At 67.0% G+C, this 13044-nt stretch carries 14 protein-coding genes; 4 read left to right on the plus strand and 10 right to left on the minus strand.

Annotated features, from left to right (window positions below; all coding sequences use genetic code 11):
- Positions 1 to 2: 2 nt before the first annotated feature.
- From G6N59_RS18530 to G6N59_RS18560, 7 genes are all read right to left on the minus strand, one after another.
- Entirely contained in the window at positions 3 to 971 is a 969-nt protein-coding gene (locus G6N59_RS18530) for a sigma-70 family RNA polymerase sigma factor (RefSeq protein WP_138228273.1), read from the minus strand.
- Positions 971 to 1720, minus strand: coding sequence for an SDR family oxidoreductase (locus G6N59_RS18535; RefSeq protein ID WP_138228274.1), 750 nt, complete (start codon positions 1718 to 1720; stop codon positions 971 to 973). The genes G6N59_RS18530 and G6N59_RS18535 overlap by 1 nt, the downstream gene beginning before the upstream one ends.
- Before the next feature lie 76 nt (positions 1721 to 1796).
- Positions 1797 to 2093, minus strand: coding sequence for a hypothetical protein (locus G6N59_RS18540; RefSeq protein WP_306789593.1), 297 nt, complete (start codon positions 2091 to 2093; stop codon positions 1797 to 1799).
- Positions 2094 to 2219: 126 nt separating this feature from the next.
- Positions 2220 to 4400: an acyl-CoA dehydrogenase family protein gene (locus tag G6N59_RS18545; protein WP_138228275.1), complete on the minus strand. Its 2181-nt coding sequence runs from the start codon at positions 4398 to 4400 to the stop codon at positions 2220 to 2222.
- 93 nt (positions 4401 to 4493) lie between these two features.
- Positions 4494 to 5504, minus strand: a complete 1011-nt coding sequence (locus tag G6N59_RS18550) for a 2-hydroxyacid dehydrogenase (protein ID WP_179970217.1) — start codon at positions 5502 to 5504, stop codon at positions 4494 to 4496.
- Positions 5480 to 6619 carry an alpha/beta hydrolase gene (locus G6N59_RS18555; protein ID WP_138228276.1) on the minus strand — a complete coding sequence of 380 codons (1140 nt, stop codon included), beginning with the start codon at positions 6617 to 6619 and terminating at the stop codon, positions 5480 to 5482. The genes G6N59_RS18550 and G6N59_RS18555 overlap by 25 nt, the downstream gene beginning before the upstream one ends.
- Positions 6616 to 7245 carry a TetR/AcrR family transcriptional regulator gene (locus G6N59_RS18560; protein WP_138228277.1) on the minus strand — a complete coding sequence of 210 codons (630 nt, stop codon included), beginning with the start codon at positions 7243 to 7245 and terminating at the stop codon, positions 6616 to 6618. The genes G6N59_RS18555 and G6N59_RS18560 overlap by 4 nt, the downstream gene beginning before the upstream one ends.
- Before the next feature lie 94 nt (positions 7246 to 7339).
- Here G6N59_RS18560 and G6N59_RS18565 point away from each other — a divergent pair, with 94 nt between their 5' ends.
- Together G6N59_RS18565 and G6N59_RS18570 are read left to right on the plus strand one after the other, a co-directional pair.
- Positions 7340 to 7918 carry a VOC family protein gene (locus tag G6N59_RS18565; protein ID WP_138228278.1) on the plus strand — a complete coding sequence of 193 codons (579 nt, stop codon included), beginning with the start codon at positions 7340 to 7342 and terminating at the stop codon, positions 7916 to 7918.
- Between the two features lie 108 nt (positions 7919 to 8026).
- Positions 8027 to 8644: a nucleotidyltransferase domain-containing protein gene (locus tag G6N59_RS18570; protein WP_138228279.1), complete on the plus strand. Its 618-nt coding sequence runs from the start codon at positions 8027 to 8029 to the stop codon at positions 8642 to 8644.
- A 16-nt stretch (positions 8645 to 8660) separates the two neighbouring features.
- Here the strand turns inward: G6N59_RS18570 and G6N59_RS18575 are convergent, their stop codons facing one another.
- The 3 genes from G6N59_RS18575 to G6N59_RS18585 all read right to left on the minus strand — a co-directional run bounded on the left by G6N59_RS18575 (position 8661) and on the right by G6N59_RS18585 (position 10973).
- Positions 8661 to 9482, minus strand: a complete 822-nt coding sequence (locus G6N59_RS18575; protein WP_138228280.1) for an SAM-dependent methyltransferase — start codon at positions 9480 to 9482, stop codon at positions 8661 to 8663.
- A gap of 67 nt (positions 9483 to 9549) precedes the next feature.
- Positions 9550 to 10359: a helix-turn-helix domain-containing protein gene (locus G6N59_RS18580; RefSeq protein ID WP_138228281.1), complete on the minus strand. Its 810-nt coding sequence runs from the start codon at positions 10357 to 10359 to the stop codon at positions 9550 to 9552.
- Positions 10356 to 10973, minus strand: coding sequence for a TetR/AcrR family transcriptional regulator (locus G6N59_RS18585; RefSeq protein WP_138228282.1), 618 nt, complete (start codon positions 10971 to 10973; stop codon positions 10356 to 10358). The genes G6N59_RS18580 and G6N59_RS18585 overlap by 4 nt, the downstream gene beginning before the upstream one ends.
- 77 nt (positions 10974 to 11050) lie before the next feature.
- Here G6N59_RS18585 and G6N59_RS18590 point away from each other — a divergent pair, with 77 nt between their 5' ends.
- Both G6N59_RS18590 and G6N59_RS18595 read left to right on the plus strand, forming a co-directional pair.
- The gene (locus G6N59_RS18590; protein ID WP_138228283.1) at positions 11051 to 11929 is read left to right on the plus strand and encodes an oxygenase MpaB family protein; all 879 of its coding nucleotides are present in this window, start codon (positions 11051 to 11053) and stop codon (positions 11927 to 11929) included.
- 34 nt (positions 11930 to 11963) lie between these two features.
- The gene (locus tag G6N59_RS18595) at positions 11964 to 12851 is read left to right on the plus strand and encodes a class I SAM-dependent methyltransferase (RefSeq protein ID WP_138228284.1); all 888 of its coding nucleotides are present in this window, start codon (positions 11964 to 11966) and stop codon (positions 12849 to 12851) included.
- The last annotated feature ends 193 nt before the right edge of the window (positions 12852 to 13044 follow it).

Below are 13044 nucleotides of genomic sequence, written 5' to 3' on the forward strand. Positions count from 1 at the left end.
GCTCACCGTTCGAGGCTGAGGACCGGCGGGCCGAACGACGGCACCAGCGCAGGATCGTTGAATGCGGTGATGCGGGAGATGCGGCCCGCGCGCAGCGTCAGCACCTGCACGCCGTAGCCGTGCAGGGTGCCGTCGTCGTGCCGCGCATAGAAAACCAGAGCCGGCTGTCCGTTCGCGCGCGTGGGTACCGCGTGCCATTGCCCGGGGCGGCGCAGCACGCGGTTGCCCAAGAAGCCGATCACGGCAGCTGAACCGCTGAACCAGGTTGAGATGGGCGGCATTTCGAATTCGACGTCGGAGCGAACCAGATCGACCAGAGCGTGGGGGTCGGCCCGGGTGAACGCGTCGAGGTAATGCTGGAGTAGGTCCCGGGTGTGGTCGTCCTCCGGTTCGGTGACCTCGTCCGCTGCGACGCCCGCGGTATCGAGGGTGCGACGGGCCCGGCGGAGCAGCGCGTCGACCGCATCCACTGTGGTGTCGAGGATTTCGGCCACCTCGGTTGCCGGGAAAGCCAGGATGTCTCGCAGCGTCAGCGCGGCCCGCTGCCGGGCAGACAAGTGTTGTAGCGCGGCGATCAGGGCAAGTCGCAGACCGGCCCGTCTGGCGACGATGGCCGACGGGTCTTGTTGGTCGACAAGGGAGTCCGGAATGGGCTGCAGCCACCTCACTTCAGGGGTCCGGTCGCCCACGGGAATTCGGTGGTCTTCGGCCGGCGGCCCGATTCCGGACGGGAGTGGCCGGCGGCCACGGTTCTCTATGGCGCTCAGGCAGGTTCGCGTGGCGATGGTGTACAGCCAGCGCCGCACCGACGAGCGCCCTTCGAAGCCGCCGAATCCGCGCCAGGCCCGTAGATAGGTTTCCTGAACCTGATCCTCCGCATCGTGGATCGAGCCGAGAATCCGATAGCAGTGAGCCAGCAACTCGGGCCTGAATTGTGCTGTCAGCGCGGTGAATTCGGCGGTCGTCGTCATCAGACCGGACTCGCGCCAGCGCCGGTGAGCACGTAGCCGGCAGCGGGGGACGAATCGGCGGCCAACTCGACGACCGTCTTGGCGACGATGTCCGCGGTCAGCACCGGTTGCAACCGGGCGATGAAAGTCTCGGGATCGATGCCCTGCGCAGCGGCGTAGGCCGTCACGCCGACCGCGCCGACCCCGGTGGGGCTGAGCATGGGGTACAGCGTCACGAAGCGGATGCCCAGGTTCGCTTGCCCCGCTTCCTCGGTCGCGTAGTCCGAGATGAACCGGACCGTGGCGTTGGCGCCGGCGAAACCGCCGCTCAACGGAGACCCACGGAGGGCCGCACCACTGGACATTGCGATGACCGTGCTTCCTGACTGCAGCGGCGCGTTGAGCGCTGCCTTGGTCCAGCCGAACACATGACGGGTGTCGGTGTGCCAGTTTTCGCTGAAGGTTTCCCAGGTCTGGCGAGATAGCGGTGCGGTGGGCGGGGTGGCTCCGGCATTGAGCACCAGCAGCTGGGGCCGGTGGTGAGCGATCAGCAGGGCACCCAGTTCCTCGTCGGTGGCATCGCCGGGGCAGGGAGTGAAGCGATCCCCGACCTCGGCCTGCAAAGACTCAAGGTCGGACTCGGTGCGCGCGACGCCGACGACGTGCCAACCGGCGCTGACGAGCGCGACGGAGATGGCTCGGCCGAAGCCGCGGCCGGCGCCGCTGACGATGGCGGTGTTGCCGCCGTTGATTACCGCTGTGGTGGTCATGGGGACTCCCTGCTGGTGCTGGTTCGGTCTTGATCTAGACCGCCGCCGGCAGGGAAATCCGTCGCGGTGCCGGGATTCAGTTCCCGTTCACGTACCAGGACAGACAAACCGGCCTGCCATGGCACGCGATGATGGCGCCGGCATCGGGAGCTGCGCCGCGGACTTTGGGAATGTTCCGGGCCGGCAGGTTGCAGTTCACGACGTAGGGATTCCATGGCACGACGCCGTTGACGCACGGGTCACCGCCCGCTTGCACAGATGTGGCCGGGCTGCGCAGGGCCGTCGGGACGATCGTGAACGCGATCGCGATGGCACCGATGAACACTGAAAGCAGGAGCCGCGACGCCCGTGCGGTCAGCTCACTCGTGGTCATGATCATCACCACCAAATATGTTTCCGACTACGTCGACGGTAGCACCGAAGCAAGCCGTTGAGCAGTGACGAAAGCCCCCATTTCTGCACCGAAATGGGGGTTTCTCACCCTTTGCGCCCGGGCGGTTTACGGGTCGCGGGGCAGGCCCAGCAGCCGCTCGGCGATGATGTTCAGCTGCACCTCGGAGGTGCCGCCGTAGATGGTCGTCGCGCGGCCGGCCAACAGGTACTCGTCCCAGCGGCCCGAGGGCTGTTGCGGATCGCCGACGACAGCGTCGGCGCCGAATGACGCGACACCGAACTCGGCGTAACCCTGACCGGTCTTCATCGACAGCAACTTCGAGATCGCGGCGGCAGGCATCGGATCGCCACCGGCCAGCGTCAGCAGCGTCGACCGCATGTTGAGCAGCTTGGCCGCGTGGCCTTCGGCGATCAGCTTGCCGGCCTCGTGGCGCTGCAGCTCGTCGAACTCGCCGTCACGCAGGAATTCGACGAACTGATCGAGGCTGGCCAGGAACGGCGCCTCGCTGCTGCCGATGGACACCCGCTCGTTGGTCAGGGTGTTGCGGCTGACCTCCCAGCCGCGGTTCACCTCGCCGAGCACCATGTCGTCGGGCACGAACACGTCGTCGATGAAGACGGTGTTGAACATGGCATTGCCGGTGAGCTCGCGCAGCGGCTTGACCTCGACGCCCGGGCTCAACATGTCGAGCAGGAAGTACGTGATGCCCTGGTGTTTCGGGGCATTGGGCTGGGTACGGGCCAGGAGCGCGCCCCACGCGGAGAACTGGGCACCCGTGGTCCAGATTTTCTGTCCGGTGATGCGCCAGCCGCCGTCGACCTTGACGGCCTTGGTGGTCAGGCTGGCCAGGTCGCTGCCGGCGCCCGGCTCGGAGAACAGCTGGCACCAGATCATGTCGCCGCGGAAGGTCGGCGGCAGGAAATCCTGCCGCTGCTTGTCGGTGCCGAACGCCACGATCGACGGGATGATCCAGGCCGCGATGCCCATCTGCGGCCGCCGGACCTTACCGGTGCTGAACTCCTGGGCGATGATGATCTGCTCGATCGGCTGCGCGGCCCGGCCCCAGGGCGTCGGCAGGTGCGGTTGCACCCAACCGCCTTCGGCGATCGCGGTATTGCGCTCGGCGCCGCTCGGAAGCGCTTTGAGCGCAGCCACTTCCGCGCGGATCTCGGCGCGCAGCTTCTCGGTGTCCGGGTCCAGGTCGATGTCGATCGATCGCATGCCGGACGTCGTCGCCAGGTCCACGACCTGCCGCGGGTGGTCGGCAGCGCGGCCGAAACCGGCCACCAGCGCGATGGCGTGCCGGTAGTAGACGTTGGTGTCGTGCTCCCAGGTGAAGCCGATACCGCCGTGCACCTGGATGCAGTCCTGCGTGCAGTGTTGCGCGGCGACGGGCGCCAGGGTGGCGGCCACGGCGGCGGCGAACTCGTAGTCGGAATCGGCGTCGCCGGCAGCGTGCTCGTCGAGGGCGCGGGCGGCGTCCCAGACCGCGCCGGTGGCGCGTTCGGTTTCGGCAATCATGTTGGCACACTTGTGTTTGATGGCCTGGAACTGGCCGATGGGCCGGCCGAACTGCTCACGAATCTTGGCGTATTCGGCGGCGGTGTCGGTGGCCCAGCGTGCGACGCCGACGCATTCGGCGGCCAGCAGCGTGGTGATGAGGGCGCGGGCATGGGCCTGGGTCAGGCCGGACAGCACCCGCTCGGCACCGACTGCGACGGCGTCGGCGCGCACGTGCGCCACCGGATGTAGGGGGTCGACGCTCTGCACCGGGTTGATCTGCAGCGCCGCGGTATCGAGCACCACCCAGTGGCTGCCGACGGGCACGACCAAAAGAGCGGCTTGGGCGGCGGCGGGCACCGCACGAATCTCACCGCTGACGACGAGTCCGTCGCCCTGGGTTTCGGCGGTCAGACCCGAGGTCAGGGCGTATGCGGCGATGGTCTCACCGGAGGCCAGGCCCGGCAGCAGGCCGGACTTGGGGTCGTGCGCGGCGATCAGGGCGCTGGCGATGGCAGACGGGACGAACGGCCCGGGGACCGCACCGTATCCGAACTCGGCCAGGGTGATCGCGAGCTCCAGGATGCCGAAGCCTTGTCCGCCAACGGCTTCCGACAGATGCAGGCCCGGCAGGCCCTGGTCGGCCGCCGCGCCCCAGTGGGGCGGTGGGTTACTGATCGGGGTCTCGAGCGCTTCGTGCAGCACCTCGGACGGCGCGACCCGCGCCACCAGGGATCGGACCGAATCGGCCAGATCGTTGTGCTCGGACATGATCGCGATGGGCATCGTTGCCTCCTGTGACCTGCTGTGGGCGTTGTATGGCGCACCTAACCAAATAACTGGTCGGTTGGTTCCGAGAGTAACCCACTTGACGGGTGTCTAGAAGTGCACCTCGTTGACTACGTTGGCCAACTGCTGTCCAGCGGCGAGCCGCTCGCAGTTCGCGACAGCTTCGGCCAGGTAGCGATGCATGGTGTCAGCCGTGTACCAGGTGACATGCGGGCTGACGACGACGTTGTTCAGCGCCAGCAGCGGATTGCCGGGATCGACGGGCTCGGTGGCGAAGACGTCGAGGCCGGCCGCCTGCAGGGGACCGTCGCGTAACGCCGAAACCAGCGCGGGCTCGTCGATGACGGCGCCGCGCGACGTGTTGACAAGCACCGCACCGGGCTTCATCTGTCCCAGCGCCTCGGCGTCGAGCAGGCCGTTGGTGTGTTCGGTCAGCGGCAGGTGCAGCGAGACGACGTCGCTGGCGCCAAGCAGCTCGGGCAGCGTCCGCCAGCCGGGGTGGCCTTGTGCGCCAAGGGTATTGGTATGCACGACGGTCGCGCCCATGGCGGTGACGATGGTCTCCACCCGTTTGGCGATGTTGCCGTAACCGATCAGGCCGACGGTGCAGCTGCCGAGGTCCCGCACGGTCTCGCCGAGGGTCGGGTCGGTCGGCCAGCCGTTGCCGCTGCGAGTGACGCGGTCGAGTTCCGGCAGCCGCCGCAGTGCGGCCAGCATCAGCATGACCGCACCTTCGGCGACCGAGGGGGCGTTGGCGCCGGGCATGTTGGCCACCGCGATGCCAAGCCGGGTCGCCGCGTCGACGTCGATGGTGTTGACGCCCGCGCCCATCTTGTGAACCAGCTTGAGTCGTCGGCCCTGCGTCAAGTCGTCGGCACCGAGCGGCCGCAGTACATGCCACAGCACGTCGGCGTCTGGCAGTTCCCGGTAGAACGCCGCGTCGTCGTCCGCGGCGCAGAACCGTACGTCGATCAGATCATGCAGCGGGACAAGGAATTCGGTGACTCGTGGACCCGGGGTGAAGTGGGCCAGCACCCGCAGTGTCGAATTTGGCGCGGGCCCGCGCGGGGGCGGATTCACCGCCACCGCTTGGCGATCCATTTGGCGATGACGTCGGCCTGCTCGCTGCGGGCGCCCGGAGTGGTGAAGTAGTGATCGGAGTCGATGGGATGCAGCGTCTTGTCCTCCGTGGCCAGCGCGTCGAAGATGCGTTGCGCGTCTGAGGGGTACACACCCGAATCCTGCTCGGCGTTGATCACCAGCGCCGGGTTGCCGATGAGGGCCAGGTGCGGCTCGGCCCGGGTCTGGGCGTGCCGCAGACTCCACATGGTCAGCCAGCTCCGCAGCGTGCACGCGGCGGCGATGCCGTTCGCCGAGCGGTTGGCGTGAACCGGGACACCCGCATAGCACTGATTGGCCGGGCGTTTGGTGGGTTCGAGGGTCGGGTCGATCATGCGCAGGTCGGCCCAGGTGCGCATGACGGCGAACGGGCGGTCCCGGAAGCCGGCGGCACGAACGCGCGCGTACTCGGTTTCCACCCAGTCGGTGATCGCGTGGTTGCGGGCGACCTGGGCATCGCGGTACCGCTGGACGAATTCGGGAGAGAAGGGTGGGCCGTTGTGCTCGGCGAACGGGTCGAGTTCGGGATCGGTTGCCAGCGCATCGGTTTCGTCGGTCACCGAGCCGTCCATCCAGTTGGAGAGGACGTCCGGCCGGCCGGGATGGGCCGCGCTCGAGATGTAGCCGTCGGCGGGCGGCAGGTCGTGGACGCCCGCGGCCGGTCGCATGCCCTCCAATGGGGCGATGTGCGGGCTGAGCGCCTGGGCCTGGTAGGCGGCCATCAGGGATCCGCCACCGGAATTGCCCAGCAGAATAACGGTTTCGGCGCCCGCCACCTCGCGCAGCCAGCGCACCCCGACACCGATGTCCACCAGCGCGTGGTCAAGCAGGAAGCTGGACTCATAGCCGCGGAATCTGGTGTTCCAGCCGAGGAATCCGATGCCCCGGGTGGCCATGTAGTCAGCGAGGTAGTGCTCGGAGAAGTCGATCTGGTAGTGGGCGGCGATCATGGCCACCTTGGGCTTACGGCCCATGCCCCGGTGGTAGATGCCCTGGCAGGGGTGTCCGCCGGACCCGGCGCGCAGCGCGGTCGGCGAGTCCATCCCGATGAACTCCCGGGTGACTCCCGCAGCAGACGAACTTCCGGGTCTGTTCATGTACGCGGATTCCCCTCGTGGTAAATGGTCCGGTAGAAGATGTTGGCCAACGTGGTGACGCAGGCATCGTCGTCGGCGGTCTCGGCGCCGTCGCCTGACAATTGGGTATAGCAGAACTGGTTCAGCATCGATACCAGAGCCACCGCGACAAGCCGGGGATTGTCGTCCAGGCAGAAGCCTTGTTGCTGAGCATGTTTGACCATGGACATGATCAGCGAGATGGGCAGTTCGCAGATTTCGGCCCAATACTGCGCGAAATCGTCGTTGATCGTGGCCAACTGGGAGATGGCGATGACCTCGGCCAACCGGTGCCGGTAGGTCTTCCAGTGCGCGGCGGCGGCCTGGTGGGAGCGTTCCCAGTTGGACAGCTCCGGGCCGGTCGCGGACAACGCGCGGTCGCGGGCTTCGTCGCGGAAGCGTTGTGCCCATTCATGGACCATCGCTTCCTTCGAGTCGTAGTAGTTGTAGAACGACGCCGTGGACCGGCCGGCCTCGGCTGCGATATCCGAAATGGTAGTCGCCAGAATGCCTTTGCGGGCAATGACGGCGCGGGCGGCGTTATCGATCGCCGCCTGCGTCTGGCGGCCCCGCACGGTGGGGAGCTGTTCGCGGGGCGCGACGGTCACCTGACGTCCTTTCGGAGAGGCATTGATCAAACCTGAACCTGATGTTAGATTCAGTTTCGGTGATTGACCAGACCCTGTCGTCAGGAGTGGCACGATGATCAAGCCCGACAATCCGAACACTGAGTTCGAGCTGGGCGGCATCAACCATGTCGCCCTGGTGTGTGCGGACATGGCACGGACCGTCGACTTCTACTCGGGCGTGCTGGGCATGCCGCTGGTGAAATCGGTCGATCTGCCGGGCGACATGGGGCAGCACTTCTTCTTCGACGCGGGCAATGGTGACTGCGTGGCGTTCTTCTGGTTCGCCCAGGCGCCGGACGGCGAGCCCGGCATCTCGCAGCCGGCCGCGCTGCCCGGGATCGGCGAGTTCATGAGTGCCGTTGGTTCGTTGAACCACTTGGCATTTCACGTACCCGCCGAGAAGTTTGACGAATACCGCAAGCGGCTGAAGGAAAAGGGCGTCCGGGTCGGCCCGGTGCTCAACCACGACGAGAGCCCCATGCAGGCGTCGGTGACGGTGCACCCGGGGGTCTATGTGCGGTCGTTCTACTTCCAGGATCCTGACGGCATCACGTTGGAGTTCGCTTGCTGGACCAAGGAATTCACCGAGGCCGATGCGGTGACGGAGCCGCGGACGGCGGCTGACCGGCGGCCCGCGGTGGCGCCCGTCTGATCCGGATACCGATGCGAAGCCGGCCCCTTCGTCGAGAGTGGGCGTTATCGGTGGTCTGCCCGGCGTGTCGTCTCAAGTTCGCGCACGCTCGGTGAGAGGTGATGGGGCATGACTGGACGTCCGCTGTCGGTCGCCGAATGCGACCGGCTCTGGCAGGCCTGGACGCCCGCCGAGGTGGCCGAACGTCTGTCGGATGTCTCAGCATGCTGGTATGTCGCAGCCGGATGGGCGCTGGATCTGTTCGTCGGCGGGCTGGGACGTGCGCACGACGATCTCGAAATCGGGTTTCCGCGTGAACGATTCGCGGAGATCGCCGACGCGTTCCCAGACTTCGAGTGGGACGTCGTCGGAAACGGCCACGCCTGGCCGTTTCCCGAAGAAGCGGACAATATGCATCAGACGTGGTTGCGCGAGCCGGCGACCGGGCGCTATCGCCTGGACGTTTTCCGTGAACCGCACCAAGGCGACCAGTGGGTGTGCCGCCGTGACGCCTCGATCACCATGCCCTACACCGAGCTGATTCTGCGGACCGACGACGGCATCCCATATGTGATCCCTGAGGTCGTGCTCCTGTTCAAGGCGAAAGCGCCGCGGCCCAAGGACCAATCAGACTTCCTGCACGCACTGCCCGCGATGGATCGGTCACGGCGATCTCGACTGTCAGGATGGTTGTCGACGGTGCATCCTGGCCATCCCTGGCTGGGAGCACTCGCGAACCACAGGTAGCGGCAACTGTCCCAGGCTATTTCGTCGCCTCGACGAAGTAGCCGCGCGGCACGTCGGGCACCTCCATGGGCACCGCGGGGGCGAACCACCGGCCCCATTCATTGCCCGGTACGGCCACGTCGGTGACGACGGCCGACCAGCCGTGGCACTCCGCGAGTTCTCCAGGTTGGTCGGTCCCGAACAACCACGGCGCGCCGTTCCGTGCCATCGACTGGCGTACCGCGGCGAGCAACTGTGCGTCCAGCAGCGTCTTGCCGACGACGTCGTACAGCAGCACCGAACCGGCTGCGGACAGCGCGTCCGCCCGTTCGAAGACCGTGCGTACGGCGGCTTCGTCGAGGTATTGCAGCAGTCCTTCGATCAACCACACCGTCGGCTGCTGTTCGTCAAACCGGTTGGACCGCAGCACATGCGCCCAGTCTCCGGTGAGATCGACGCCGAGGGCCACTCGCGTGCACAACGGCTGCTCGCCGTCCAGGGCGGCGGCTTTCGCGGCGATCACCTCAGGCTGGTCCAACTCGTAGACCGTGGTGCCGGCGGGCCACGGCAGGCGGAACGCGCGGGCGTCCATGCCCGCGGCGAGGATGACGACCTGGCGGACGGATTGCGTGGCGCGGAGCAGGGCCTCGTCCCAGAACCGGGTGCGGACCACGATCTGGCGGGTCGGCCGGTCTCCGGCTTCAGCGACGGCCTCGGCGAGCAGCCGCCGGCCGCTCTCACCGGCCAGGCGTTCGGCGAACGGATCGGTGAAAAGCCGGTCGGGACGGCGGGATTCGTCGGCGCGGATGGCGGCGACCAGAAGACCGGTGTTGGCCACGGCCTGGGCTCCTTCGTGCATGCCTCCATGGTGCCGGGCTGGCGCGCGCGACGCTTGGATATTTTTGCCGCTGCTCGACTCGCCGGTCTTACCCCGTCAGCCCGACATGGCTGGGTAAGGCGCTGCGCCGCTGTGCGTATTGGGTCGGTGTGATCGAGGTGAACCCGCGGAACTCGCGCACGAAGTGGGGTTGGTCGAAGTACCCGAGGGTGGCCGCGACGTCGGCCCCGTCACCGGCGCCCGCATCGAGCAGGCGCAGCGCGGCCTGGAGCCGCCGCACGCGCAGATAGGCCTTCGGAGTCAGCCCGATCTCGTTGCGGAACGTCGCGATCAATCGCTTGGCGGAGAACCCCGTCAATTCGGCGGCCTCGGAAACCCGAAGCGACGGTCGCCGTTCGGCGGCGTGGAGCACCGGCATGAGGCTGTGGGGAATCGGCCGCAGCCGGGTGAGCAGAAAATCCTCCACGATCTCGATGCGCCGCGGCCAGCTCGGTGTCGCGATCAGTCGCTCCCGCAGCAGCACGGCCCCGGCGCCCCACAGATCGGCCAGGTTGACGCTGGCGTTCTCCAGGTCCGCCAACGGAATTCCGAAGAAGGGCAGCGCGCCGCCAGGACGGAAGTGGATGGTCAGCACGGCCTCGCCCGGGTCGATGCGGGTGACATACGACAGGGTGCCCGGTCCGGTGAGAAATGCGGGTTCCACCGGCACCCGGGTGGTGCCGTCGGACGAGAAGAAGTCGACCCGATCCCGCCCGCCGACATCGAGCACGACGGTGGCCGCGCCGCGGGGAAGGGCCCGGCTGCGGTCGGAGACCTGGCCGCCGTGCGACCAGTAGCCGAAGAAGTCGATGTGCTGGTTCAGCGGCGGCCGGGGCCGGCGCAGCTGTGGCCCGGTCACCGCCGGACGGCCCGCTTGGCGAGCGAATCCAGCAGCAGGGCCAGATGATCGATCAATTCGTCTGGGGTGAAGGTGATTTCACCCGCCAGCCAGGCGCTCAGGGTCTGCCCGACGCCACCGACCGCGAAATGGGTACTGGCCCGGCGGCGGTCGCCGGCGGGCAATTGCAGGGCGTCGCCCGCGTGCTGGCCCAGCAACATGGCGAAGAAGACCGTCGACTCATTGCGCTTCCGGGCCACCACCTCGTTGGACAGCTGAGCGCTGAAGAGCAGGCGGCCCACCCTGGCGTCGTCGGCGATGGCGTGCACGATGTTGGCCATACCCGCGCGACTCTGCTCGTCGGGTGGCGCGGCGGCCACCGCTGCCTGGGTTGTGGTGGCCAGGTCGGCGATGACATGCTCGAAGACGGCTTCGACGAAAACGTCCTTGTCGGAGAAGCTTTCGTAGAAGTAGCGCATCGCGACCCCGGCTCCGCCGCAGATGGCGCGGACAGTGAGTTCGGGCATCGGCGGCGCGGCGCCCAGCAGATCGAGTCCGGCGTCGATCAGCCGGGCCCGTCGTTGGGCCAGGCGTTCTGCCGCGTCGATTCCGCGGTACGGCCGTACCTGAGGCACCCCGCCATCTTGACACCCGCACCGCGTCGCGTGCAATATCTGGAATCAATCGTTCTCACTTTTGCGAGGAGTGACCAATGACGGTCGATTTGGTCGAGCTGCCGGTCAATGCGTGCGCGCCGGGCCGCCGGGTGCGTCGCGGTGTCCAGTACTCAGACAGTTTGGTCGGTGCCTCGCTGTTGGCGGGACCGGCCAACGTGATCATGCAGCTGGCCCGGCCCGGCGTCGGCTATGGCGTGGTCGAGAGCCGCGTGGAAAGCGGTCGCACGGACCTGCACCCGATCAAGCGGGCGCGGACCACGTTCACCTACCTGGCTGTCGCGATCCTGGGTTCCGACGAGCAGAAGACGGCATTCCGGAGCGCGGTGAACACGGCTCACCGGCAGGTGTACTCCACCGCGGACAGTCCGGTGAAGTACAGCGCCATGGACAAGAACCTGCAGCTCTGGGTGGCGGCCTGTCTGTTCAAGGGCGCGCTCGATGTGTATCGCCTGGTCGTCGGAGAGTTGGATGACGAGACCGCCGAGGAGTTCTACCGCCAGGGCATGACCATGGGCACCACGCTGCAGGTGACGCCGGAGATGTGGCCGGCCGACCGTGCCGCCTTCGACAAGTACTGGCAAGAGTCGCTGGACCAGGTGCACATCGATGACACGGTGCGCGAGTACCTGTATCCCATTGCCGCGGTGCGGATGAAGGGGCTGCAATTCCCGGGGCCGCTGCAACGCTGGTTCGAGTCGTTCTCCCTGCTGCTCACCACCGGCTTTCTACCGCAACGCTTCCGCGACGAGATGCGGTTGCCGTGGGATGCCAAGCGGCAGAAGCGCTTCAACTCACTGATGAAGCTGGTGAAGGTGGTCAACCGCGTGCTACCCGGGCCGCTGCGGCGCTTCCCCTTCAACTGGATGCTGATGGATCTGAACTGGCGCATCCGCACCGGACGTCCGTTGGTCTGAGCCGGCGTCACGTTGTCGGCGTACCCTCGCGCGGGTGCGGAGCGACAATGACAGCTGGGACATCAACACAAGTGTTGGATCGACTGCGGTGATGGTTGCCGCGGCGCGCGCATTGGAGGCGGCGAAGCCCAATCCGCTTGCGGTGGACCAATATGCCGAGGTGTTCACGCGCGCGGTGGGCGGTGTGTGGGCTGACGTGTTGGACGGCGAAGCCCCGGAACATCCTTTGGCGACGTCCGAGTTCGGCGAACCGTTCGTCAACTTCCAGGGCTCACGGACCAAGTACTTCGACACATATTTCCAGCGTGCCGCGGCCGCGGGTGTGCGTCAGATCGTGCTGCTCGCCGCGGGTTTGGACTCGCGCGCCTACCGACTGGACTGGCCGGAGGGCACCGTCATCTATGAGCTGGACCAGCCCCGGGTGCTGGAGTTCAAGCGCGAGGTCTTGGCCGGCAACGGGGCCGCCCCGAAGGCCGAGCGGAGGGAAATCGCGGTAGACCTGCGGGACGACTGGCAGACGGCGCTCACGGACACCGGCTTCGATCCCACGCGGCCTTCGGCATGGATCGCCGAAGGCTTGCTCATCTATCTGCCGGCCACCGCGCAGGAGCAGTTGTTCGCCGGCATCGATGCGCTGGCAGCGCCCGGCAGTTGGGTGGCCATCGAAGAGGGCAAACCGATGCCGGCCGAGGTGTTCGCGGCCAAGCGTGCTGCGTCGGACGAGATGGCAGACGGCTTTTTCAAGCTGATCTACAACGAGCAGATCGCGCCGGCGGCGGACTGGTTCGGCTCGCGGGGGTGGCGCGCGGAAGCCACCGGGCTCGCCGACTACTTCCGGGCGGTCGGTCGTCCGGTGCCGACCAATCCGGAAGCTGCCACCATGATCGCCTCGAACAGCCTGGTCACCGCCGTCAAGGAGTGAGCGTCGTCACCCGCCGTCGCGGTGGGGTGCGTCTCGACAACTTAAGTTATGCAATGCTAACTTCGCTGAGTTAGCTTAGGCATACTTAAGGAGATATGCGGGGTCGCTAATACCCCGCGAACACCACGATGGGCACTGACACATTTGCGGTATCTGCCGCGGCGCATTTCGAGCTCGGCGCGCCGTCGCGGCG

The organism is Mycolicibacterium aubagnense (genome assembly GCF_010730955.1).
GTDB classification, from domain to species: domain Bacteria; phylum Actinomycetota; class Actinomycetes; order Mycobacteriales; family Mycobacteriaceae; genus Mycobacterium; species Mycobacterium aubagnense.

Coding starts and splice junctions, on each gene's coding strand:
- G6N59_RS18530 (WP_138228273.1), bottom strand. CDS start 971: ATGACGACGACCGCCGAATTCACCGCGCTGACAGCACAATTCAGGCCC.
- G6N59_RS18535 (WP_138228274.1), bottom strand. CDS start 1,720: ATGACCACCACAGCGGTAATCAACGGCGGCAACACCGCCATCGTCAGC.
- G6N59_RS18540 (WP_306789593.1), bottom strand. CDS start 2,093: ATGACCACGAGTGAGCTGACCGCACGGGCGTCGCGGCTCCTGCTTTCA.
- G6N59_RS18545 (WP_138228275.1), bottom strand. CDS start 4,400: ATGCCCATCGCGATCATGTCCGAGCACAACGATCTGGCCGATTCGGTC.
- G6N59_RS18550 (WP_179970217.1), bottom strand. CDS start 5,504: ATGGATCGCCAAGCGGTGGCGGTGAATCCGCCCCCGCGCGGGCCCGCG.
- G6N59_RS18555 (WP_138228276.1), bottom strand. CDS start 6,619: ATGAACAGACCCGGAAGTTCGTCTGCTGCGGGAGTCACCCGGGAGTTC.
- G6N59_RS18565 (WP_138228278.1), top strand. CDS start 7,340: ATGATCAAGCCCGACAATCCGAACACTGAGTTCGAGCTGGGCGGCATC.
- G6N59_RS18570 (WP_138228279.1), top strand. CDS start 8,027: ATGACTGGACGTCCGCTGTCGGTCGCCGAATGCGACCGGCTCTGGCAG.
- G6N59_RS18575 (WP_138228280.1), bottom strand. CDS start 9,482: ATGCACGAAGGAGCCCAGGCCGTGGCCAACACCGGTCTTCTGGTCGCC.
- G6N59_RS18590 (WP_138228283.1), top strand. CDS start 11,051: ATGACGGTCGATTTGGTCGAGCTGCCGGTCAATGCGTGCGCGCCGGGC.